We start from the raw sequence: 20,787 nt of genomic DNA, 5'->3' as shown, positions 1-20,787 counted from the left end.
GGGAATGACAGTGGAAGGCATACATGCAGTTCGACACCAAGATCGCGGTCGTGATCCGTACCGATCTTCAAGCCTGGCAGAAGCTGAACGTAGCCTCCTTCCTCACCAGCGGCATCGCCGCGGCCTTTCCGGAATGCATCGGCGAAGCCTATGAGGACGCCTCGGGCACGAAGTATCATGCACTGATCGGCCAACCGATCCTGATCTATGGCGCCGACGGTCCGGCGCTGTCGCGCGCGCTGGACCGCGCGCTCGCCCGCAACGTCAAGGCGGCGGTCTATACCGAAGACATGTTCAAGACGACACATGATGCCGCCAACCGCGAGGCGGTGAGGGCGGTTGCGCGCACCGATCTCAATCTCGTCGGCATTGCGATACGCGCCGAGCGCAAGGTGATCGACAAGATCGTCGACGGTCTCAAGTTCCATAGCTGACAGATCGAGAGCACCGCGCGGCGTCATCGGGGTGTCATGATGGACCCGCCCTTGCGCAAACATTGTGCTTTTTGACTCTCCTCAAGGGTGCGCCGGGCGGCGTCGCTATTCTGCTTCACAAAGCACAAGGAGCAGACCGATGCCGACCATGAAAGCCGCAATCGTCAAGCAATTCGGCAAGCCGCTGGTGATCGAGGACGTGCCGGTGCCGCAGCCCGGTCCGGGCGAGGTTCTGGTCAAGGTCAAGGCCTGCGGCGTCTGTCACACCGATCTGCACGCCGCCTCCGGCGACTGGCCGGTGAAGCCGGTGCCGCCCTTCATCCCCGGCCATGAAGCCGCCGGCATCGTCGCCGCGCTCGGGCCCGGCGTGAAGAATCTGAAAGTCGGCGATGCCGTCGGCGTCGCCTGGCTGCACGACGCCTGCATGTCGTGCGAATATTGCGAGACCGGCTGGGAGACGCTGTGCGAGCACCAGCACAACACCGGCTACAGCGTCAACGGCGGCTTTGCCGAATATGTCATCGCTTCGGCCGCGTTCGCCGCCAAGCTGCCGGCGACGATCGATTTCGCGGCCATCGCGCCGATCCTCTGCGCTGGGGTCACCACCTACAAGGGATTGAAGGAAACCGAGGCCAAGCCCGGCGAGTGGGTCGTGATCTCCGGAATCGGCGGGCTCGGCCATGTCGCGATCCAATACGCCAAGGCGATGGGGCTGAAGGTCGCCGCGGTTGATATCGCCGAGGACAAGTTGCAGCTGGCGCGTGAAACCGGTGCCGATCTCGCGGTCAACGCGCTGGCGGATGGTGCAGTGGAGAAGGTGCTGACGGCGAGTGGGGGAGGCGCGCATGGCGTGCTGGTGACGGCGGTGTCGACTGCTGCATTCGCTCAGGCGCTCAAGATGGTGCGTCGCAAGGGCACTGTCAGCCTCGTCGGCCTGCCGCCGGGCGAATTCCCGACACCGATCTTCGACGTCGTGCTCAAGCGCATCACCGTGCGCGGCTCCATCGTCGGCACGAGGCGTGACCTCGACGAAGCCATCGCGTTCGCCGCCGACGGCAAGGTCAAGGCCGAGGTGACCAAGGTGCCGCTCGCAGCGATCAACGACGTCTTCGACCGGATGAGGGCCGGCAAGATCGACGGTCGCATGGTGCTGGATTTTGGCTAAAGCGTTTTCGAGCGAAGTGGACACCGGTTCGCGTTAAGAAAACGCGTCAAAACAAGAATCTGGCGCTTTACCCTGGCGGCATGCCGTCGAACTTCACCAGGCCACGGTCGAGAGGATCCCACTCATGGCCGCGCGCGGCGAAGGTCACCGCCTGCGGCCTGTAGCGGGCGGGCTCGTCGAGGCTTGCCGCGCGGATCGTGAAGACGTCAGGCTGCGCCGCGAAGGTCATGTAGACGGCTACGCCGCATTGTGTGCAGAAGCCGCGGGTCTTCACCTTGCCGTTGTCGGCGACCATGTCCCAGTGCCTGGCATCGCCCGTCAGCGTGACGCCGGCGCGCGCGAAGGTCGCGTACGAGCCATGGCCGCTGCCGCTTTCCCGCTGGCAGTCGCGGCATTGGCAGTGATTGCTGAAGAGGGGCTCCCCTTCAATCGAATAGCGGATCGCGCCGCAGGCGCAGCCGCCGGTATAGGGCTTCTCCATCGCAATATCTCCCACTCAACCTTCGCCGCTGATCTCGTCGAGCTTGCGAACGACCTTCTTCCAGCCGCCGCTCATCACCGTGTAGGCCGACTCGTTCCTGGGCAGGACGAAGCCCGCATGCACGAGGCGGATCCGCGTGCCGGCTTCGACCGGGGTGAGGGACCAGGTCACGACGGTGTCGAGCGGGGCGCCATAGCCGGTGTTGCGCTCGTCGCCGCCTTTCCAGGCGTAGACGAGGCGGCTGAAAGCCACGACCTCCAGAACCCGGCAATGGATCACGCCGTCCCAGTTGCCCCCCGGGGTGGTCTGGAAGGTGAAGGCCTTGCCTTCGACGGCTTCGAAGCCGGTCGGCTGCATCAGCCAGCGCCCGATCAGCTGTCCGCTGGTCAGCGCCTTCCAGATCGTCTGGGCTGTGTGAGGGAAGACCTCGTCGATGACGATGTCTCTTGTGTCGGCTTTCAACGCGGCAGCACTCACGGGTCGATCTCCTTCAAGAGGTCACGCAGGTTCCGGAAACGCTCGCGCCAGAAGACGCCGTAATGGTCCATCCAGGTGACCAGCGGCTCGAGTCCCTGCGGCGCGGCGCGGTAATAGACGTTGCGGCCCTCGGCGCGCTCGGCGACGAGGCCCGCTTGCTTCAACGATTTCAGGTGTTGCGAGACGGCTCCTTGCGTGACGCCGCTGCCGCGCGTCAGCTCGGCGACGCTGATCTCTTTGCTCTCGAACACACGCTCGAACACGGCGCGGCGGGTCGGATCGGCAAGGGCGCGCATCACGGTGGTGACGGGGTTTGGGGTGGCTTCGATCATGCCATCAAATTAGCGGATACTAATGCATTAGTCAACACTAATTCGTCTGGACAGTCGCCGCCCCCGCGCGCTCTTGACTATGACTGACCAGTCAGTCATATATATCGAATGACGAAGAAGCCGACCAAAGCCGCCTTGCCCTCCGCCGCTCCCACCGGAGCGAACGACCCTGGGACTGCTGGCCCCGATGCAGCGCCTGCCTCGAACCGCGCCTCGCGTGCGGCGGAGCGGCGTGCGGCGATCGTGGAGGCGGCGATGGAGGAGTTCATCGCGCGCGGCTTTGCCGCCACCAGGCTCGACGACATCGCCAAGCGCGCCGGCGTCGCCAAGGGCACGATCTACCTGCACTTCAAGGACAAGGAATCGATGTTCGAGGAGCTGGTGCGCATCGTCATCGTTCCCGTGGTCGCACGGCTGACCACGCTGCCGCCGCCGGCAGGCTCGGTGCGCGACCTCATCGAGACGTTCGCCGGCAACTTCCTGAAAGAGGTGATCGGCACGAGACGGGGCGATCTGGTGCGTCTGATCGTGGCGGAGGGGCCGCGCTTTCCGTCCGTCGCCGACTTCTACTACCGCGAGGTGGTCTCGCGCGGGATCACTGCCATGCGCGCGCTGATCGAGCTCGGCATCGCCCGCGGCGAGATCCGGCAGAAGGACCTCGCGCGCTATCCACAGATCCTGGTCGCGCCCGCGATGATCGCCGTGATCTGGCAGAGCCTGTTTGCGCGGCATGCGCCGCTCGACGCGCAGGAGATGCTGCGCGTTCATCTCGATTTGATTTTTGGCGAACGGAGGACGACATGAGGTCGTCGCAAGTGATTTCTTTCTTGGCATTGGTCCTTGTGCTCGCAACCGGGCTTGCGGGGTGCAAGGAGAAGCGCGATCCCGGCTTCCAGGGCTGGGTCGAGGCCGACATGATCTTCGTCAGTCCGGACGAAGCCGGGCGCGTCACCAAGCTCAACGTCCGCGAAGGCGACGAGGTCAAGGTCGGCGATCACCTCTATTCCGTCGATGACGATCTCCAGCTTGCCGACCTCAACCAGCAGAAGGCGACGCTTGCGAATGCGCAGCAGACCTATGACCGTGCGGCCTCGCTGAACAAGACCGGTTCGGGCACGCAGGCCAATCTCGATTCCGCCGTGTCCGCCTTGCGCGTCGCGGAGGCGCGGGTGGCGACCTCGGAGACGCGGATGGCGCGGCGCAAGGGCTTTGCGCCGGTCGCCGGCACCATCCAGCAGATCTATTTCCGCGAAGGCGAGATGGTGGCGGCGCAGCGGCCGGTGCTCTCGATCATGCCGCCCGGCAACATGAAGCTGCGCTTCTTCGTGCCGGAGACCGAGCTGCCGAAGCTCGCGATTGGCGACACGGTGCGTGTCTCCTGTGACAATTGCGCCGCCGACCTCACCGCGAAGATCTACTTCATCGCGACCTCGGCCGAATACACGCCACCCGTCATCTACAGCCTCGAAGAGCGCAACAAGCTGGTCTATCTGATCCAGGCGCGACCCTCGCGGCCCGATGCCTTGCGCGTCGGACAGCCGATCGACATCCACCTCAATCCCAAAACTCCTGAGACCAAGACACCGGTGGCGGACAAGCGATGAGCAACGGCAACGGCATCGCAATCGACGTCAAGGGCCTGACCAAGTCATTCGGCGGCCGCGAGGTCGTGCACGATCTGTCGATGCAGGTGAAGCGCGGCTCGATCTACGGCTTCCTCGGTCCCAACGGCTCGGGCAAGACCACCACCATCCGCATCCTCTGCGGCCTGCTGACGCCCGACAGCGGCGAGGGCACCTGTCTCGGCTATGACATCCGCCGCGATGCCGAGAAGATCAAGCGCCAGGTCGGCTACATGACCCAGCGCTTCAGCCTGTACCAGGACCTCTCGGTGCGTGAGAACCTCGAATTCGTGGCGCGGCTCTATGGCCTCGCTGACGCGCGCGGCGCCGCGCGCGACATGATCAAGCGGCTCGGGCTCTCGGGGCGGGAGGAGCAGCTCGCCGGCGAGCTCTCGGGCGGCTGGAAGCAGCGGCTGGCGCTCGGGGCCTGCACGCTGCCCAATCCACAATTGTTGCTGCTGGACGAGCCGACCGCCGGCGTCGATCCCAAGGCGCGGCGCGATTTCTGGAACGAGATCCATGCGCTGGCCGCCGAGGGCCTCACGGTGCTGGTCTCGACCCATTACATGGACGAGGCCGAGCGCTGCCACGAGATCGCCTACATCGCCTACGGCTATCTGCTGGCGCACGGCACGGTGGAGGAGGTGATCGCGAAGTCGGCGCTGACGACCTATACCGTCACGGGCGACGACCTGAACGAGCTTGGCGCGGCGCTCACGGGCAAGCCCGGCATCGACATGGTGGCGCCGTTCGGCACTTCGCTGCATGTTTCCGGCCGCGACGTCCCGGCGCTCGAAGCCAGCATCGCGCCCTGGCGCGAGAGAGGCGGCCTGCACTGGCAGAAGTCCAAGCCCTCGCTCGAAGACGTGTTCATCGAGCTGATGGGACGCTCCAAGGACAATTTCCAATGACCGCGGTAGAACATCCCGAACCACGGCGCGAAATCCGCGAGCGTTTCGGTTTCCTGCGGCGCTCCTACGCGATGCTGGTCAAGGAGTTCATCCAGCTGAGGCGCGACCGCGTCTCGTTCGCGATGATCGTGATGCTGCCGGTGATGCAGCTGATGCTGTTCGGCTATGCCATCAACACCACGCCGCGCCATCTGCCGAGCGCGGTGCTGCTCCAGGAGGATTCCGATCTCGCCCGCTCGGTGCTGAAGGCGCTGGAGAACACCAAATATTTCCGCTTCCTCTACGAGGTTCACGACGTCGACGATTTCGACAACCTCCTGAAGTCCGGCAAGGTGCTGTTCGGGGTCGAGATCCCGCGCGGCTTCGAGCGGGCGGTGCGGCGCGGCGACAGGCCGGCGCTGCTGGTCGCGGCCGACGCCACCGATCCGGTCGCCGCAAGCGCTGCGCTCGGCTCGCTCGGCATGATCGTGCAGACCGCGCTCGCGCACGATCTCTATATCGGCGAGCCCCCGGAGATGCCGTTCGAGATCCGCGCCCACGCCCGCTACAATCCGGCCGCGAATTCCAGCCTCAATATCGTGCCAGGCCTCGTCGGCACCATCCTCACCATGACCATGCTGATCTTCACCGCGCTCTCGGTCACGCGCGAGGTCGAGCGCGGCACCATGGAGAGCCTGTTGTCGATGCCGATCAAGCCGGTCGAGGTGATGTTCGGCAAGATCGTGCCCTACGTGCTGGTCGGCTTCGTCCAGGCCTTCCTGATCATCAGCATCGGTGTCGGCCTGTTCGGCGTGCCCCTGCTCGGCAATCTCGTCCTGCTGGCGTTGCTGTCGACGCTGTTCATCACCACCAATCTGGCGGTCGGCTACACCATCTCGACGCTGGTTCAGAACCAGCTCCAGGCCATGCAGATGTCGATGATGTTCTTCCTGCCGAGCATTCTGCTCTCCGGCTTCATGTTCCCGTTCGCGGGCATGCCGGCCTGGGCGCAATATCTCGGCGAATGCCTGCCGCTGACCCATTATTTGCGGATCGTCCGCGCCATCATGCTGAAGGGCGCGACCATGGAGAATTTACGCTTCGATACGCTGGCGCTGGCGGCCCTGATGCTGCTCGCCATGACCATCGCGGTGACGCGCTTCCGCCGCACGCTGGATTGAGGCACAATACCCCGGAATCGAGGGGCGGAATGGCCAAGTTTGCGAGCAGGAAAGCGCGGCAGCATGCCGTCTTGTCGGAGGACTTCGAGCGCGAGCTGACGCGGGAGGTGCTGCGCACCGAGCTGTTGCGGGTCCGGGCGCTGATCGCGACCGGCTGCGTCATGACGCTGTTCCTCACCGCGATCTATCTGATCGACCCCGCCGTGGTGAACCGGGTCTGGCGCGGCACCGAAGGGCTCGCCGAAGTCTACGGCCTGCTCGTCGGGTTCATTTTGTTCGAGGTCTGGGTCCACACCCAGATCAGGAAGAACCTCCGCCTCGATCGCGACGTGCCGGTGGCCAGGCGCTATATCGGCACGCTGATCGAGACGTCGCTGCCAACCGTGATCCTCATCCTGCAGATCCGGACCATGGGCGCGACCCAGGCCCTCGGCTTCGCCGTGCCGCTGATGTATTTCATTTTCGTCATCCTCTCGACGCTGCGGCTCGATTTCTGGCTCTCGACCTTCACCGGCTTCGTCGCTGCTGCCGAGCTGTTCGCGGTCGCACGGGTCTACGATGCCTCGAGCAGCGTCGGCGAGCCCCAGCTCTATTTTCACGCGGTCCGCAGCACCATCATCCTGATCTGTGGCGTGCTCGCCGGCGCCGTCGGCGCGCAATTGCGGCGGCAGTTCGCCGCGAGCATCGCGGCTGCCACCGCGCGCGACCGGGTCACCAATCTGTTCGGCCAGCACGTCTCGCCGCAGGTGGTGGAGCGGCTGATGACGGCGGGAACGGGCGCTAGCGGCGACGTCCGCCGCGTCGCGGTGATGTTCGTCGATTTCCGCGGCTTCACGGCCGGTGCGCAGTCGCGCAGTCCGCAGGAGGTGGTCGACCGGCTCGACGGCGCCTTCGCCGTCCTGGTCGACATTCTCGACCGCCAGGGCGGCATCGTGAACAAGTTTCTCGGTGACGGTTTCCTCGCGCTGTTCGGCGCGCCGCTGGAAGCATCGGACGCCGCGCACCGCGCGGTCGCCGCCGGCCGCGAGATGCTCCGGGCAATGGACCGCATCAACGCGGAGAGCAGCTGGCCGCTGCGGATCGGCATTGGCATCCATTTCGGCGAGGTCGTCGCCGGCAATATCGGCTCGCCCCGGCGCAAGGAATACACGGTCATCGGCGACACCGTGAACTTCGCCTCGCGACTCGAGGCGCTGAACAAGGATTTCGGCTCGCAGCTCCTGATCTCGGCGTCCGTGCGCGAGGCGCTGGGAGCCGACGGCAGCGATGCCGTCGCGCTCGGCGAGGTCGAAGTGCGCGGCTACGAGCAGAAAGTACCGGTGTTTCAGCTGGGGTAATGTGCATCACGCATCGGCGCGCGCAGTTCTCTTTCATCCAAGCGATTGCTCCGATTGCACTCAATTTTGGGGCATGACGAGCGATGTTTTCGGCTTGTAGAGTGCTGCGCGATGCGGCCGGTCGCGGCCGCGACTTGCATGAGGAAGTGACGATGCAGCGCCGCTACATCACCGTCGACGTCTTCACCGACCGCGCCTTCGGCGGCAACCAGCTCGCTGTGGTGCTCGATGCCGGCGGGCTGACGACGCAGCAGATGCAGGCGATCGCGACCGAGTTCAATTATTCCGAGACCACTTTCGTGCTGCCGCCGCGCGACAAGGCCAACGACGCCGAGGTGCGCATCTTCACGCCGGTGCAGGAGATCGCCTTTGCGGGCCATCCCAATGTCGGCACCGCCTTCGTGCTGGCCGCGATGGCGAAAGAGCCGAAGCCGCGCCTGCTGTTCGAGGAGAAAGCCGGTTTGGTTCCGGTCGAGATCGTGCGAGAGCAGGGCAGGGTGATCAGAACCGAGCTCACCGCGCCGCAGCCGCTGCAGCGGCTCTCAAGGCTGTCGGCAGCAGAGGTCGCGAGCTGCATCTCGCTCGTTGCCGACGACATCAGGACCGACAATCACGAGCCTGAGGTCGTCACCGTCGGAAACGCGTTTCTGGTGATGGAGCTGCATTCGCGCGAGGCGCTGAAGCGGGCCCGGCCCGATGCTGCAGCCTTTGGCAAGGTCTTGCCACGCGATGGTGCCCGCGCGGTGTGGTTCTATACGCGCGATGTGCCGGCGACGGAGGCGCCTTGCGAGCGACAGGCGCGCATGTTCATGCGCGGTGCCAGCGGTCTCGTCGAGGATCCCGCCACCGGCAGCGCCACGGTTGCCGCCGCCGCGCTGTTCGCCGATCTCGATCCCGCGCGCGATTGTGAGCTCAAGCTCACACTCGGCCAGGGTTTTGACATGGGTCGCCCAAGCATCCTCTCGACCCGCGTGCGCAAGCAGGACGGCAAGATTGTAGCCGCTCACGTCGGCGGCGCTTGCGTGCAGATGATGGAGGGGACGTTCCGGCTGGCGGGAGAGGGGTAGGTCGTCATTCCGGGGCGCGACGAAGTCGCGAACCCGGAATCCATCCATACACCATCTCTGCCGCTTGATGGATTCCGGGTTCGCGCCAAGAGGCGCGCCCCGGAATGACGGCGACAACTACACCTGCCGCCCCGCCAAATTCTTCACCGCAACCCCATCGCGCTCCTCGATGATCTCCGCGATCATCTGGCGGTGGCAGTGGGTGTGGTCGCGCTCGTAGCAGAGCAGGCACACCGGGCCGGCCTTTTTCACCAGCGCAGAAAGCTCGTCCATCCCTTCCCTCGCCTGCGGCGTCTTCAGGTGCTTGGAGAAGATCTTCTCCAGCACGTCGTATTGACCGCTGCGGGCGGCGAGGCGGCCTTCCTTCGGCGTGCCGAGCGCGGCGAGATGGACATAGCCGATGCCGCGCTCGTCGAGGCCCGCCGCAAGCTGCTTCTTGGAAAAGCCCGGCCGGCGCGACGACGTCACCGCGCGCACGTCGACCACGAGCTTGACGCCGGCCCGTTCCAGCTCGTCCAGCACGGCCTTCGGCGGCGTCTGCTCATAGCCGATGGTGAACAGCTTCTTCGCCTTTGCCATGGGACCCTCAACTCACCCGTGCGATCAGTTCCATGGCGCCGTGCGGTGCGCGCACCTTGCCCTCGTGGATGACATAGGCGAACACGTCGCGCGGCTCCTTCTTCGGCTTGGCCTTGTCAACCTTCGGGAGATCGTCGGGTTCACCGCCCGAAGCCCAGTCCTGGAAGCGCTCGGCCCAGGCGTCGAGCTGCTTCGGCGGATAGCAGGTCTTGATCTCGTCATTGCCCTTCTGCAGCCGCGCATAGACGAAATCGCCGGCGACATCTGCAATGGCGGGATATTTGCCGTGCTCGGCGAAAACCACGGGCGTCTCGAACTCGCGGATCAGCGCCACGAAGTCCGGCGTGCAGAAGCTGTCATGGCGCACTTCCACGACATGGCGCAGCGCGCGCCCCTCGAGCTTGCGCGGCAACAGCTCCAGGAACTTGCCGAAATCGGCACCATCGAACTTCTTCGTCGGCGCAAACTGCCACAGCACCGGCCCGAGATGATCGCCGAGTTCCAGCACGCCGGAATCGTAGAACCGCTTGATGGAATCACCGGCCTCGGCGAGCACGCGGCGGTTGGTCGCGAAGCGCGGTCCCTTCACCGAGAACACGAAGCCGTCAGGCACCTCGCTCGCCCATTTGCGAAAGCTCTCCGGCTTCTGCGAGCCGTAATAGGTGCCGTTGATCTCGATCGAGGTCAGCTTCGAGGCGGCATAGGACAGCTCCTTCGCCTGCGCGAGCTTCTCCGGATAGAACACGCCGCGCCAGGGCTCGAAGGTCCAGCCGCCGATACCGATGAAGATGTTGCCGGATTTTTTGGACGCAGTTTTTGCTTTGGCCACGGGAGGATCTCGCATCGACGGGAGGGATCTCATCCTAATCAAACCGGATGTGATTGGCCAGTTGGCCGGTCCGGTCTAAGCTCGCGACGGGCCCGCGAAGAAGGAGAACAGGATGCGGATGCTGTTGGTGGGGGTCGCGCTCGTCATGATGACATCTGCTGCCATGACAAGTTCTGCCGTGGCGGATGACGACGACACGAAGGGCGCGCAGAAGCTCGCTCAGCAGGGCCGCGACGACTATTGGCATTGCCTCGCGCGGGAATATTCGCGCGAGTCCAATCAGGGCCTGTCGGAGCAGGATTTCGGCCGCTCGGTTGCGGGCGCTTGTCCGTCGGAGCGGCAATATTACCGGGTGACGCTGCTCGATTATCTCACCACGCAATATCCTGATATCGATTCCGGCGCTCATCTCGCCACCGCGAACAGGGCGGTGGAGGCGGCGCAGAAGGACATCGTGATGGCCTTCGTCAAGCACCGGCCGCCCCAGAAGTAGGGGAGTGGCGAATGGCGAATAGCGAATAGGGCGACAAGGCAGGCCATGCTCATTCGCCACTCGCCATTCGCGATTCGCCCTGGGCCTTCCAGTCGCGCGCTCATCCATGGTATCAGTGAGCCCGTCTGGAGCAGGAACTTGCATGTCGTCTGAGTCGGTGGGTGGCATTCTGGGAGCGATCGTCGCGGCGGTCGTCCTTGCGGTTGCCGTCGTGTTCGGGCCGATCGGCCAGTACGGCAAGCCGCCCAAGCCGGCGAAGGCCGAGCCGGCTCCTGCGGCGGCGCCCGCAGCCCCGGTCGCGCCCGCGCCGCGCGGGCCGGTCATCCGGGAAGTGCCCAACCAATAGGGTTTGAAAATCGGATTTCCGCCCCCTTGCGGAACGCTTTTGCCATTCCCATCTAGCTTCTAACGGCGACGTTGAGCGTAAAGACCTCCGTCGCTGGAACGACCTTGGAATAGCTTAAGGCTTGCGCCGGATGCACGCGCGGCCCGCCGTTCCGGGGTCGTTGGCATTTTAGGCCCCTTTTCGGCCATTCCCCAGACCCCCGGCTTGGCAGCGCAGGATGCGGCGGATATACGCTGCCGTCATGAACGAAGCGATCAGACCGGGCATCGACAACCAAGCCCACGAGGGGCCGGAACTGTCGGTCATCGTCCCAACTTTCAACGAGCGCGACAACGTCACCGTGCTGTACCGGCGCCTCGAGGCGACGCTCGCCAACGTCGTCTGGGAAGTCGTGTTCGTCGACGACAATTCGCCCGACGGCACCTGGGATGTCGTGCGTGAGCTGGCGCAGCGCGACAGCCGCGTGCGCTGCGTCCGCCGCATCGGCCGCCGCGGCCTGTCGGGCGCCTGCATCGAGGGCATCCTTGCCTCCAGCGCGCCCTATGTGGCCGTGATCGATGCCGACCTCCAGCACGACGAGACGCAGCTGCCCAAGATGCTGCTCTTGCTCGCGAGCGATCAGGCCGACCTCGTCGTCGGCAGCCGCTACATCGAGGGCTACAAGAGCGAAGGCTTCAACAGGCAGCGCGCCGGCGCCAGCGCGGTCGCGACCGAGGTCGCCAAGAAGATGCTGCGGGTCGAGATTGCCGATCCCATGAGCGGCTTCTTCATGATCCGCCGCGACCGCTTCGAGCAGCTCGCGCCAAAACTCTCCGTGCACGGCTTCAAGATCCTGCTCGACATCGTCGCGACCGCGCACGGCAGCTTGCGGGCGGTCGAGATTCCCTACACCTTCGGCGCCCGCCAGCACGGCGAGAGCAAGCTCGATTCCATGGTCGCGCTCGACTTCCTTGGCCTCGTCTTCGCCAAGCTGACCAACGACATCGTCTCACTGCGCTTCATCCTGTTCGCGATGGTTGGCGGCATCGGCCTCGTCGTGCACCTGACCACGCTGTTCATCGCGCTTCGCCTGTTCAACGTGCCGTTCCCGGAGGCGCAGGCCGCCGGCGCCATCGTCGCCATGACCAGTAATTTCATCCTCAACAACTTCCTCACCTATCGCGACCAGCGGCTGAAGGGCTTTGCGCTGCTGCGCGGCCTGATCGCCTTCTACATCGTGTGCAGCGTCGGCCTGCTCGCCAATGTCGGCGTCGCCTTCTCGGTCTACGACCAGGAGCCGATCTGGTGGCTGGCCGGCCTGGCGGGCGCGTTGATGGGCGTGGTGTGGAACTACGCGATGTCCGGACTGTTCGTCTGGCGCAAGAAATAGCGCGTGATGGGCGGGGCCGATGCGCGGATCGTCCGCAACACCGCGCTGCTGATTGTCGCGCTGGTGGGATTGCGGCTCGTCGCAGCCGCCTTCACGCCGATCACGTTCGACGAAGCCTATTACTGGATGTGGTCGAAGAGCCTCGCCGGGGGGTATTACGACCACCCGCCCATGGTCGCTTATGTGATCCGCGCCGGCACCATGATCGCGGGCGATACCGAGCTCGGCGTTCGCCTGGTCTCGATTCTGCTCGCGCTGCCGATGAGCTATGCGGTCTATCGCTCGGCCGCGATCCTGTTCGGCGGCACACGCCTGGCCGCGACCAGCGCCATCCTGCTCAACGTGACGCTGCTGGCCTCCGTCGGCACCCTGATCGTCACGCCAGATGCGCCGCTGCTGGTCGCCTCCAGCTTCGTGCTGTTCTTTCTCGCCAAGGTGCTGGAGACCGGACGCGGCGCCTGGTGGCTCGCGGTCGGCGCCGCAGTCGGCGCGGCGCTATTGTCGAAATACACCGCGATGTTCTTTGGCGCCGCGATCCTGATCTGGCTCGCTTGCGTGCCGAAGCTGCGGCGCTGGTTCCTCTCGCCCTGGCCCTATCTCGGCGGCCTCGTGGCGCTGGCACTGTTCTCGCCGGTGATCCTCTGGAATGCCGACCATCAATGGGTCTCGTTCGCAAAGCAGCTCGGGCGTGCCAAGATCGAGGACTTCCGCCCGGTCTTCATCGCCGAACTGATCCCGACCCAGATCGCGTTCGCAACCCCGCTGGTCTTCATCCTCGGCGCCATGGGCCTGCATGCGCTGACCTGGCAGCGCGTCGGCGCGCTGCCCTCGCGCGTGCTGATCGAGACGATGTTCTGGACCATCGTCGTCTATTTCGTCTGGCATTCGCTGCATGCGCGCGTCGAGGCCAACTGGTTCGCGCCGGTGTATCCGCCGTTCGTCATAGCCGCGGCCGCCGCGGCCAATCTTGCGCAATGGAAGCCCCGTCAGCGGCGCCTCGTCGACGTTTGCCTGCGCTGGGCCGCGCCTGTGGGCATCGTCATGTTTGCCGCCTTGATCGTGCAGGCCAATACCGGCTGGTTGTCCGGATATCGCCGCGATGCCACCGTGCGCAGTGTCGGTGTCGGCTGGCGCGAGCTCGCGGCCGGAATCGAAGCGGTGCGCGCGCGCAGTGGCGCCACCTGCGTGCTGGCGCAGGATTACGGCACCACGAGCTGGCTCGCATTCTATCTGCCGCGCGGCACCTGCGTCGCGCAGCAAAGCCAGCGCATCCGCTGGATCAACATGGCGGAGCCCGATCCCAAGCTGCTCGCCGGCAAGCTGCTCTATGTCGACGAGCTGCGCGCCGACGGTCATCCCACCCTCAATGCTCTCTTTGCAAAGGTGACGCAGGTGGCGCAATTGCAGCGCAAGCGCGGGCCGCTCGTGATCGAGACCTACGGCATCGACCTGCTGGAAGGCGCCAAAGGCGAGGTGCTGGACCGCTCGCCGCCGCCGGAAGCGCGCTAAAGCGCGATGCGATTAGGATGAATCATCGTCGCGCTTTAGGTTTTCCGGATCATCTCTAACGGCTTAATCGATCATCTCGGCCTTGTCAGCATCCTGTCCCGGCCCATCGCGATCGCGCCAGAACCAGACGGTGACGACGCCGGAACGGCCGCGAACCCGGGCCAGCAGAGGGCCGGACAGAACGCCGTCGGGCGCGCCCTGGAAGTCGGCCGCATCCAGCAGCGTGTCGCTCAGCGCGAGGCGCGCATCGTTCTGGGCGGCAATCTCCATCAGCCGGCTTGCGACGTTGACGGTGTCGCCTGTCGCCGTGATGTGCTGATGGCTTTCGCCGAGTCGCGAGGCGACGATCGGGCCGCAATGCGCGCCGATCTTGTAGCCGAGCTGACCTGCGATCGCCGGCGGCAGCGAGGCGATCCAGCGTGCGAGGCCGCGATGCAGATCGACCGCGCATTTCAGCGCGCGCGCCGAATCGTCGGGCATCGCGCGCGGCAGCCCGAACAGGATCATGGCGCCGTCGCCGAGAAAGCCCGTGATCATGCCGCCGCAATCGATCGCGATCCGGTCGATCAGCGCATGAAACGCCTTCAGAATATCCGTGAGCTCGTCCGGATCGATCCGCTCGCTCAAACCGGTGAAACCGGAGAGATCGACGAACACCACGGCTGCATCCTGCCGCACCGGCTTCGAGAGGAAGTTCGGATCTCGCGAGAGCCAATCCCGCAGCGCCGGAGCCTGGAATTGCGCAAGCGACCTGCTCTTGGCGGCGAAATATTGCGTGCGGCGGCCTCCGGCCCACAGCTGCACGCCGGCAAAGACCGCAACCGGCGGCACGGCGGCGGCGAGCGTGGTCGCGGCGTTCAGCCAGACGCCGTGCGTGAACGCGAACAGGTTGAGCCCGGCCCAGGCCATCATCACCGCGCCTGCCGCCATGATGCCGAGCGCGCTCCGCCGCCAGGCGAGCAGGCCGACCAGCAACATCGGCAGCAGGATCGCAGTGAGTGCATCAGCGATGCGGACCCTGCGGTCGCGCAGGATGCCGTCGCCGGCGACGAGATGCGTGATCGCCGTCGAGATCACCTCGACGCCGGGCATCAGGGAGTCGAACGGCGTGGGAAAGAAGTCGCCGCCGCCGGCGACCGAGGCGCCGATCACGACGATCCGGTTCTCGATCGCGGCGCGGTCGAGCGTGCCGTCGAAGATGCTTTGCGCGCTGACGGTGCGGATCGTGCGGCGTGGGCCGTAATAGGTGATCGGCAGCGCGAAGTGGCTGTCGGTCGGCACGACGCGGTCACCCAGTCTCAGATGGTCCGGCGCGACCGTCAGCGGCTCGTCGAGCGCGCGGGCGGCCACGCGCAACGGAAACGACAATTCGACCTTGTCCCGCGTCCGGAACAGCATCGGCACCGAGAGCGGCGAGCCGGATTGTCCTGTGGCGACGTTGACGACACCCACCTCGGCATGATCGGTGAATGCGGGCAAGGGCTGCAGGAAGCGTTCGGCCTGCGGCAGAACGGCGAGGGGCCCGTCTTCACTGCCGGGTGTCACGGTTTCGCTGTCGGAGGGGAAGATCGCGGCGGCGGCGAGCACCATGGGGCCGGTGGCGAGCGTGTTGGCCAGCGTCGCATCGCCGATCGCGGCGCTGCGGTCGACCAGCAGCAGGTCGATCGCCACGACCTTCGGCTTGAACTGCACGATGGTATCGACCACGCGGGCAAGATCGGCGCGCGGCAGCGGATAGGTGCCGCCGCGCTTCACCACGGTGTCGTCGATCGCCACGATGGTGACGAGATCCGGCGGACGCCGCACGCCGCGCGCCTGCGTCCGCCAATCCGTCAACGTGGCTTCGAGGCGGTCCAGGAAGCGCAGATGGCCGTGGGCGTGCGTGGCATAGATGCCCGCGCCCCACAGCGCGGTGAGGACGAGTGCCACCAGGATCTGAACGCGTCGGCTGCGCATGCGGTCTTGCAATCGTATAATCCAAATCTCATGGGCCGGGCCTTGCCGGCCCCGGCTCATTGCCCGAGTCTGGCCATGAGCGCGTCGACGCGCGGCTGGCCCCAGGTCTTGACCGTCAACGGGCCGGTTGGCTCGACATCGACGCCTTCCCCGGGTCCAAGCACGACGCCGCGTCCACGAGCCCTGCGGCTCACGCCGACCCGGCCGTCTGCGACGAACACGGAAGTCTTGGTGTCGGCGACATCGACCGCCCATTTCGTGCCGCGTACTGCGGCAATCGCTTGCGGCGTCAGCACCTTGAAGGGATTGCCGCGCGGCTTCTTGGGTACCTCGATCAGCAGCGCTTTGCTGCTCAACTCCACGGAGTCTATATGTCCGTCGCGGTTGGCGTCCTTAAGTTCAAATCTGGCGCCGTTTTCCGCAACGATGGTGATGCCGTTGTCGCAGCGCCAGGTCTGCGTCCCGGCAGCCGACGGCGATGCCGTGCAGCCCGCATTCGCCGCAGGCTGCGCAGTCGCAGATCCGATCAACAGAAACGACCCCGCCAGGGCGAAAAACCCCGCGCGCGCGATTCCTCTCATGCCAGCCTCCGTTTGCGTGCTCGGCACAGCTCAGGGCAGGATGATACGGTACCGTATCACGCGCAGAGGCTGCTGAAAAGTGCCGAAGTGGGAGCTATTTTCTCGCGGCGGTGATGTCCAGAACCGAGGCGATCAACTTTCAATCACGGCGCCGTGCCGCGTGAGGTCGCCCGGCGCGCCATAAGCATGCAACATTCCCGCGCGGCCGACGAGGCCAATCCGACGCGTCGTCCACCAGCCTCGCGCAACGCTGGCGCGTTACGTTCGGGGGCAGTTGAGGACCACGAAAATAACGTTCTCAAGTGCGTCATGGATGTGGCCGCAGACGTCCGCAGAGCCTGCTGAACCGGCCGAGAATTATAGTTAACAGACCCGACTAAGTCCGTAGTTCTGCGGGCTTTTTTCTCAAAATGGGACAGCGTTAACGAGTTGTCGCAGATCCGCCCGAACTTAATCCGCATTTAACTAAAAGTCGCCTTAATGACGCTCCGACCCTCTGCGAGATGCTGTTCCAGGATCGTGACCAGCGGCACTTCGAAGGGGGACTGAGTGACACCGTCCTGGACGCAAGGCGAATGAGTACGAGTATCGCTGCGCAGAGTAACGCGGCACGGAAGTCCAAGAATTTCTCGAAGAACAATTCGCGGAAATCTTCCCGGAAAATGACCACGACCAATTGGCTTGGCGCCGCGGCGATCGGCTGCGCCGTGATGGGCGCCGGCTGGACCATCCACAGCAACATCTTCGGCGCGAGCGTCTATCCCTCAGTCGGCAGCGTCGGCTACGACGAGCCGGTGACCAAGCGCGCGCCCAGGGTGGCGCTGCGCGAGGCCGGCGAGGCCGTCAAGGATACCTTCGCGCTGCTGCCCGACCGCCTCCAGGTCGCAGCTCCGATCTCGCGCGAAATGTTCAACGAGCGCTTTGCGGCGGCCGCAACGCAGGGCGTGCCGTCGAATGCCACAAGCGCCGCACCCCCGGCGCAGGTCGTTGCGGTGGCCAAAGACGCCCCGAAGCAGGGCGTGATCGCGAAGGTCGCGGAGGCGCTGAAGCCGGCAGCCAAGGGCGCCGACAACGCCGCGGACAAGACCAAGCGCGCGCCGGCTGCCCAGCTGCAACTCGCCTCGGCCGACCCGGCCGAGATCGTGCCGGCGCCCGAAGCCAAGCAAAAATCCTTCGCCGACCGTGCCAAGGCCGCGGTGATGTCGATCACCGCTCCGCGCCAGTCGATGGTGGAAAAGCTGTGGGGCAAGCGCGAGTCGTCCGGCGGGCTGCTCGCCTACGCCTCGGCCGATGCCAGCATCACTGCGTCCATCGCCCCGAAGGAGCAGAACCCGATGTTCGGCGGCGCTCCGCCTTATGAGCGGGACACCGCGGTCTACGACATCACGGCCAAGATGGTGTATCTGCCCGACGGCACCAGGCTCGAGGCGCATTCCGGCCTTGGCGCCAACCGCGACGATCCGGACTCCCGCCGCCTGCGCATGCGCGGCGTGACGCCGCCGCACATCTACACGCTGAAGCCGCGCGAGGCGCTGTTCCACGGCGTGCCGGCGCTGCGCCTGACCCCGATCGGCGGCGAGAGCGCGATCTACGGCCGCGACGGCCTGCTCGCTCACACCTTCATGCTCGGGCCGGGCGGCGATTCCAACGGCTGCGTGTCGTTCAAGGACTATTACGCGTTCCTCGACGCCTACCGCAACAAGGGCATCCGCAAGCTCGCGGTGCTGGCGCGGGTGGAGTGAGGTGAGCTCAGGCCGCAACGGTCTTGCGCAGCGCCATCTCGATTGCGATCGCGCGCCGTACCGCGGGCCGCGCCTGCATGCGCTCGAGATAGGCCGCTAGCGGCGGCCATTGCGCGATGTCGATCCCTGCGGGACGGAGCAGCAGCAAGGTCCAGGTGAGATGGGCATCGGCCACGGTGAAGGCGTCGCCGACGAGGAATTCGCGGCCCGCCAGATGCGCTGCCGGCACGGACAATGTCTCTATGATTCTCGCGCGCGGCTTGGCCAGCGAGCCGTCGTCCTTGTACCAGAAGGTTGGAAACAGGAACGCCTTGTGGATCTCGGCGCCGACGAAGCTCAGCCATTCCTGCAGGCGATAACGATCGATGTCGCCGGGCCGCGGCGCAAGGCGTACCTCCGGCTTCACATCGGCGATGTATTGCAGCACCGCTGCGCTTTCCGTCAGCCGCTCGCCGTTCTCCAGCACCAGGACCGGCACCGCGCCCTTCGGTGACACGCGGAGGAAATCGCCGCCGTCGTCCACGAGCCGCTTGGTCCAGATATGGGCGAGGTGATACTGCGCCTCGATTCCGGCCTCCAGCAGCGCGATGCGGCTCGAGAGCGAGCAGGCCATCGGAAAGAAATAGAGCTGCAGCATCGGGAAGGTCTCCTCAGGTCAGCACGTCGCTCTGCGCGATGATCGCGAAGCGGTCGGACAATTCGGCCAGAGCGACCTCGTGAATCATTCTCGCCGGCAGCGTGCCGCCGCGCCCATCGGGAAGATCGCGCGTGGCGCAGGCATCCGCCGCGATCGTCGTGCGCAGGCCGAGATCGAGCGCGGCGCGCGCGGTCGAAGACACGCACATATGCGTCATGAAACCCGCGAGCACGATGTTCTTGCGTCTGGTCGCGGCCAGCCGGGCCTGCAGGTCGGTGCCGGCGAAGGCATTCGGCAGCGCCTTCTCGATCACGGGCTCGGTCGCGAGCGGCGTCAGGCGTTCGACGATCGCGCCGCGCGCCGCCTCGCGGTCGAACAGGCCGCCGGCGCGACCCTTGTGCGCGACGTGGAAGATCGCAGCTCCGCTCTCCCGTGCGCGCGCGAGCAGGCGCGCAGCCGCGGCGATCGCTGCTTGCGCATCGGGCAGGGCGAGTGGGCCGGCGCAATATTCGTTCTGGATGTCGATCAGAACGAGGCATGTCTCGTTGAGCTCCGGCGGATCGAGATCGGCGCCGGCGAGTTCGAGCAGCGTCTTTGGAGTGTTCATGCCGTCAGCCTTCGTGAATTCGGATGCTTCGACACTAGCGCAGCAGCAGCCTGCCATTGTGCAGGACTATTGCAGCTGATGGCTGCAAATTTGCAGGCAGCGGCGCCGCCTGCTAAGCTCGCCCGATGAACTGGGACGATCTGCGCATCATCGCCGCGGTCAGGGACGAGGGCACCTATGCCGGCGCCAGCGCGCGGCTGCGCATCGACGAGACCACCGTCGGCCGCAGGCTTGCGCGCATCCAGCGCGATCTCGGCGTGAAGCTGTTCGATGCGGTGGACGGCGTGCGGCGGCCGACGCGTCAATGCGAGGCGGTGCTCGCGCATGTCGGCGCGATGGCCGCGCATGCGGCGGCGATCGACCGCATCAAGGAGGGCCAGGTCGGCCCGGTCGGGCGGCTGCGCATCGCCTCGACCAATGCGGTCGCCGAAGAGCTGCTGGCGCCGCGTGCGAGCAGCTTCCTGCGCGATCATCCGGGGCTGACGCTGCAATTCCTCACCGCGAGCGGCAACGTCAAGTTCTCGCGCTGGCAGGCCGATCTCGCCATCCGCCTGCGCAAGCCGGAGAAGGGCGACTTCACCATCTCCAAGCTCGGCGACGTCAGGCTGTACTTCTTCGAGCCCGCGGACCGCGGCGGCCGCGAGCCCGTTGCGTGCGTCTATCCGGACGAGCTCGACGCGATTCCGGAAGCGCAGTTCTTGCGTGCGAAGCGGCTGACCAACATGCGCTGCGTCACCGACAATATCCGTATCATCCGTACCATGATCCAGTCGCATCAGGCCATCGGCGTGCTGCCCGAGCACAGCTGCGCACCCCTGCTCGCCGACCGCAGCCTGCGCGCCACCCTGCTGCCGAAGCGCCGCGACGTCTGGCTGCTCGTGCAGAACCACCTCAAGCGCGATCCCGCGACACGCGTGACGATCGCGTGGGTGAGGGCGTGCTTCCAGGACATCTCGCGCAATTGATGTCGCATATCGCCGCAATCATCGCGCCACGCAGCGCACGCTGCGACGAAAAAACTTCAGCCGCCCCCTTGCAACCCGAACGTGCCTGGTCTATTAGCGCCGTCCTTCGCTAGGCCATGGGTTCGGGCTCGCTGAGATCCCGACTGGCGCGGGCCGGGTCTTGCCGGTTTCGTGTTCCGCCGAATGAA

At 65.5% G+C, this 20,787-nt stretch carries 23 protein-coding genes; 14 read left to right on the top strand and 9 right to left on the bottom strand.

What is annotated here, in order from left to right:
- Positions 1 to 23: 23 nt before the first annotated feature.
- Positions 24 to 434, top strand: coding sequence for a DUF2000 family protein (locus tag I6F17_RS12170; RefSeq protein ID WP_225130810.1), 411 nt, complete (start codon positions 24 to 26; stop codon positions 432 to 434).
- A 139-nt stretch (positions 435 to 573) separates the two neighbouring features.
- Positions 574 to 1,599 carry an alcohol dehydrogenase AdhP gene (gene adhP / locus I6F17_RS12165; RefSeq protein ID WP_225130812.1) on the top strand — a complete coding sequence of 342 codons (1,026 nt, stop codon included), beginning with the start codon at positions 574 to 576 and terminating at the stop codon, positions 1,597 to 1,599.
- 67 nt (positions 1,600 to 1,666) lie between these two features.
- Here the strand turns inward: adhP and I6F17_RS12160 are convergent, their stop codons facing one another.
- Genes I6F17_RS12160 through I6F17_RS12150 form a run of 3 tightly spaced genes read right to left on the bottom strand, consistent with a single transcriptional unit; the run spans position 1,667 to position 2,889 of the window.
- On the bottom strand, positions 1,667 to 2,080 hold the full coding sequence (locus I6F17_RS12160) for a GFA family protein (protein ID WP_225130815.1): 414 nt from the start codon (positions 2,078 to 2,080) through the stop codon (positions 1,667 to 1,669).
- Positions 2,081 to 2,095: 15 nt separating this feature from the next.
- Positions 2,096 to 2,557: an SRPBCC domain-containing protein gene (locus I6F17_RS12155; RefSeq protein WP_036027779.1), complete on the bottom strand. Its 462-nt coding sequence runs from the start codon at positions 2,555 to 2,557 to the stop codon at positions 2,096 to 2,098.
- A complete protein-coding gene (locus I6F17_RS12150) occupies positions 2,554 to 2,889 on the bottom strand; it encodes a metalloregulator ArsR/SmtB family transcription factor (RefSeq protein WP_036012825.1) in 336 nt (111 codons plus the stop codon). The genes I6F17_RS12155 and I6F17_RS12150 overlap by 4 nt, the downstream gene beginning before the upstream one ends.
- A 108-nt stretch (positions 2,890 to 2,997) precedes the next feature.
- Here I6F17_RS12150 and I6F17_RS12145 point away from each other — a divergent pair, with 108 nt between their 5' ends.
- The 6 genes from I6F17_RS12145 (at position 2,998) to I6F17_RS12120 (ending at position 8,986) form a co-directional block, all read left to right on the top strand.
- On the top strand, positions 2,998 to 3,693 hold the full coding sequence (locus I6F17_RS12145) for a TetR/AcrR family transcriptional regulator (protein WP_085969158.1): 696 nt from the start codon (positions 2,998 to 3,000) through the stop codon (positions 3,691 to 3,693).
- A complete protein-coding gene (locus I6F17_RS12140) occupies positions 3,690 to 4,493 on the top strand; it encodes an efflux RND transporter periplasmic adaptor subunit (protein WP_036027776.1) in 804 nt (267 codons plus the stop codon). Before I6F17_RS12145 ends, I6F17_RS12140 begins: the two co-directional genes overlap by 4 nt.
- The gene (locus I6F17_RS12135; protein WP_036027774.1) at positions 4,490 to 5,422 is read left to right on the top strand and encodes an ABC transporter ATP-binding protein; all 933 of its coding nucleotides are present in this window, start codon (positions 4,490 to 4,492) and stop codon (positions 5,420 to 5,422) included. Before I6F17_RS12140 ends, I6F17_RS12135 begins: the two co-directional genes overlap by 4 nt.
- Complete coding sequence (locus I6F17_RS12130) at positions 5,419 to 6,582, top strand: ABC transporter permease (protein ID WP_225130817.1); 1,164 nt, start codon at positions 5,419 to 5,421, stop codon at positions 6,580 to 6,582. The genes I6F17_RS12135 and I6F17_RS12130 overlap by 4 nt, the downstream gene beginning before the upstream one ends.
- Positions 6,583 to 6,611: 29 nt before the next feature.
- Positions 6,612 to 7,919: an adenylate/guanylate cyclase domain-containing protein gene (locus tag I6F17_RS12125; RefSeq protein ID WP_225130818.1), complete on the top strand. Its 1,308-nt coding sequence runs from the start codon at positions 6,612 to 6,614 to the stop codon at positions 7,917 to 7,919.
- A gap of 152 nt (positions 7,920 to 8,071) precedes the next feature.
- Positions 8,072 to 8,986: a PhzF family phenazine biosynthesis protein gene (locus tag I6F17_RS12120; RefSeq protein WP_225130821.1), complete on the top strand. Its 915-nt coding sequence runs from the start codon at positions 8,072 to 8,074 to the stop codon at positions 8,984 to 8,986.
- A gap of 117 nt (positions 8,987 to 9,103) precedes the next feature.
- On the opposite strand, the gene I6F17_RS12115 is transcribed toward I6F17_RS12120, so the two are convergent.
- Together I6F17_RS12115 and I6F17_RS12110 are read right to left on the bottom strand one after the other, a co-directional pair.
- Positions 9,104 to 9,565: a DUF488 domain-containing protein gene (locus I6F17_RS12115; protein ID WP_225130823.1), complete on the bottom strand. Its 462-nt coding sequence runs from the start codon at positions 9,563 to 9,565 to the stop codon at positions 9,104 to 9,106.
- A 7-nt stretch (positions 9,566 to 9,572) separates the two neighbouring features.
- A complete protein-coding gene (locus tag I6F17_RS12110; protein ID WP_225114390.1) occupies positions 9,573 to 10,409 on the bottom strand; it encodes a DUF72 domain-containing protein in 837 nt (278 codons plus the stop codon).
- A gap of 97 nt (positions 10,410 to 10,506) precedes the next feature.
- On the opposite strand from I6F17_RS12110, the gene I6F17_RS12105 reads away from it, so the two are divergent.
- The 4 genes from I6F17_RS12105 (at position 10,507) to I6F17_RS12090 (ending at position 14,111) form a co-directional block, all read left to right on the top strand.
- Complete coding sequence (locus I6F17_RS12105) at positions 10,507 to 10,887, top strand: hypothetical protein (RefSeq protein WP_225130825.1); 381 nt, start codon at positions 10,507 to 10,509, stop codon at positions 10,885 to 10,887.
- Positions 10,888 to 11,029: 142 nt separating this feature from the next.
- The gene (locus tag I6F17_RS12100; RefSeq protein ID WP_036043631.1) at positions 11,030 to 11,233 is read left to right on the top strand and encodes a hypothetical protein; all 204 of its coding nucleotides are present in this window, start codon (positions 11,030 to 11,032) and stop codon (positions 11,231 to 11,233) included.
- Positions 11,234 to 11,474: 241 nt separating this feature from the next.
- Entirely contained in the window at positions 11,475 to 12,602 is a 1,128-nt protein-coding gene (locus tag I6F17_RS12095; protein WP_036043634.1) for a glycosyltransferase family 2 protein, read from the top strand.
- Between the two features lie 6 nt (positions 12,603 to 12,608).
- Entirely contained in the window at positions 12,609 to 14,111 is a 1,503-nt protein-coding gene (locus tag I6F17_RS12090; protein WP_225130826.1) for a glycosyltransferase family 39 protein, read from the top strand.
- Positions 14,112 to 14,174: 63 nt separating this feature from the next.
- Here I6F17_RS12090 and I6F17_RS12085 read toward each other — a convergent pair whose 3' ends face one another.
- Both I6F17_RS12085 and I6F17_RS12080 read right to left on the bottom strand, forming a co-directional pair.
- Positions 14,175 to 16,067, bottom strand: coding sequence for an adenylate/guanylate cyclase domain-containing protein (locus tag I6F17_RS12085; RefSeq protein WP_225130827.1), 1,893 nt, complete (start codon positions 16,065 to 16,067; stop codon positions 14,175 to 14,177).
- A gap of 56 nt (positions 16,068 to 16,123) precedes the next feature.
- Positions 16,124 to 16,648 carry a FecR domain-containing protein gene (locus tag I6F17_RS12080; protein ID WP_036043640.1) on the bottom strand — a complete coding sequence of 175 codons (525 nt, stop codon included), beginning with the start codon at positions 16,646 to 16,648 and terminating at the stop codon, positions 16,124 to 16,126.
- A gap of 662 nt (positions 16,649 to 17,310) precedes the next feature.
- Here I6F17_RS12080 and I6F17_RS12075 point away from each other — a divergent pair.
- Positions 17,311 to 18,390 carry a tlde1 domain-containing protein gene (locus I6F17_RS12075; protein ID WP_225130829.1) on the top strand — a complete coding sequence of 360 codons (1,080 nt, stop codon included), beginning with the start codon at positions 17,311 to 17,313 and terminating at the stop codon, positions 18,388 to 18,390.
- 7 nt (positions 18,391 to 18,397) lie between these two features.
- Here the strand turns inward: I6F17_RS12075 and I6F17_RS12070 are convergent, their stop codons facing one another.
- Both I6F17_RS12070 and I6F17_RS12065 read right to left on the bottom strand, forming a co-directional pair.
- On the bottom strand, positions 18,398 to 19,027 hold the full coding sequence (locus I6F17_RS12070; protein ID WP_036043646.1) for a glutathione binding-like protein: 630 nt from the start codon (positions 19,025 to 19,027) through the stop codon (positions 18,398 to 18,400).
- A 13-nt stretch (positions 19,028 to 19,040) separates the two neighbouring features.
- A complete protein-coding gene (locus I6F17_RS12065) occupies positions 19,041 to 19,634 on the bottom strand; it encodes a cysteine hydrolase family protein (protein ID WP_225130831.1) in 594 nt (197 codons plus the stop codon).
- A 125-nt stretch (positions 19,635 to 19,759) separates the two neighbouring features.
- On the opposite strand from I6F17_RS12065, the gene I6F17_RS12060 reads away from it, so the two are divergent.
- Positions 19,760 to 20,599 carry a LysR family transcriptional regulator gene (locus tag I6F17_RS12060; RefSeq protein WP_225130832.1) on the top strand — a complete coding sequence of 280 codons (840 nt, stop codon included), beginning with the start codon at positions 19,760 to 19,762 and terminating at the stop codon, positions 20,597 to 20,599.
- Positions 20,600 to 20,787 lie beyond the last annotated feature (188 nt).

The organism is Bradyrhizobium sp. NBAIM18 (assembly GCF_020193825.1).
Classification (GTDB): Bacteria; Pseudomonadota; Alphaproteobacteria; order Rhizobiales; family Xanthobacteraceae; genus Bradyrhizobium; species Bradyrhizobium yuanmingense.
The sequence above is the reverse complement of the archived record's forward strand: the minus strand, read 5'-3'. Positions and strand labels throughout refer to the sequence as shown.

Bases quoted from the DNA above. Each gene is read 5' to 3' on its own strand.
- I6F17_RS12125 (WP_225130818.1), top strand. From the start codon at position 6,612: ATGGCCAAGTTTGCGAGCAGGAAAGCGCGGCAGCATGCCGTCTTGTCG.
- I6F17_RS12090 (WP_225130826.1), top strand. From the start codon at position 12,609: ATGGGCGGGGCCGATGCGCGGATCGTCCGCAACACCGCGCTGCTGATT.
- I6F17_RS12100 (WP_036043631.1), top strand. From the start codon at position 11,030: ATGTCGTCTGAGTCGGTGGGTGGCATTCTGGGAGCGATCGTCGCGGCG.
- I6F17_RS12110 (WP_225114390.1), bottom strand. From the start codon at position 10,409: ATGCGAGATCCTCCCGTGGCCAAAGCAAAAACTGCGTCCAAAAAATCC.
- I6F17_RS12135 (WP_036027774.1), top strand. From the start codon at position 4,490: ATGAGCAACGGCAACGGCATCGCAATCGACGTCAAGGGCCTGACCAAG.
- I6F17_RS12070 (WP_036043646.1), bottom strand. From the start codon at position 19,027: ATGCTGCAGCTCTATTTCTTTCCGATGGCCTGCTCGCTCTCGAGCCGC.
- I6F17_RS12085 (WP_225130827.1), bottom strand. From the start codon at position 16,067: ATGCGCAGCCGACGCGTTCAGATCCTGGTGGCACTCGTCCTCACCGCG.
- I6F17_RS12105 (WP_225130825.1), top strand. From the start codon at position 10,507: ATGCGGATGCTGTTGGTGGGGGTCGCGCTCGTCATGATGACATCTGCT.
- I6F17_RS12160 (WP_225130815.1), bottom strand. From the start codon at position 2,080: ATGGAGAAGCCCTATACCGGCGGCTGCGCCTGCGGCGCGATCCGCTAT.
- I6F17_RS12115 (WP_225130823.1), bottom strand. From the start codon at position 9,565: ATGGCAAAGGCGAAGAAGCTGTTCACCATCGGCTATGAGCAGACGCCG.
- I6F17_RS12140 (WP_036027776.1), top strand. From the start codon at position 3,690: ATGAGGTCGTCGCAAGTGATTTCTTTCTTGGCATTGGTCCTTGTGCTC.
- I6F17_RS12170 (WP_225130810.1), top strand. From the start codon at position 24: ATGCAGTTCGACACCAAGATCGCGGTCGTGATCCGTACCGATCTTCAA.
- I6F17_RS12145 (WP_085969158.1), top strand. From the start codon at position 2,998: ATGACGAAGAAGCCGACCAAAGCCGCCTTGCCCTCCGCCGCTCCCACC.
- I6F17_RS12095 (WP_036043634.1), top strand. From the start codon at position 11,475: ATGAACGAAGCGATCAGACCGGGCATCGACAACCAAGCCCACGAGGGG.
- I6F17_RS12060 (WP_225130832.1), top strand. From the start codon at position 19,760: ATGAACTGGGACGATCTGCGCATCATCGCCGCGGTCAGGGACGAGGGC.
- I6F17_RS12150 (WP_036012825.1), bottom strand. From the start codon at position 2,889: ATGATCGAAGCCACCCCAAACCCCGTCACCACCGTGATGCGCGCCCTT.
- adhP (WP_225130812.1), top strand. From the start codon at position 574: ATGCCGACCATGAAAGCCGCAATCGTCAAGCAATTCGGCAAGCCGCTG.
- I6F17_RS12075 (WP_225130829.1), top strand. From the start codon at position 17,311: ATGACCACGACCAATTGGCTTGGCGCCGCGGCGATCGGCTGCGCCGTG.
- I6F17_RS12130 (WP_225130817.1), top strand. From the start codon at position 5,419: ATGACCGCGGTAGAACATCCCGAACCACGGCGCGAAATCCGCGAGCGT.
- I6F17_RS12065 (WP_225130831.1), bottom strand. From the start codon at position 19,634: ATGAACACTCCAAAGACGCTGCTCGAACTCGCCGGCGCCGATCTCGAT.
- I6F17_RS12120 (WP_225130821.1), top strand. From the start codon at position 8,072: ATGCAGCGCCGCTACATCACCGTCGACGTCTTCACCGACCGCGCCTTC.
- I6F17_RS12080 (WP_036043640.1), bottom strand. From the start codon at position 16,648: ATGAGAGGAATCGCGCGCGCGGGGTTTTTCGCCCTGGCGGGGTCGTTT.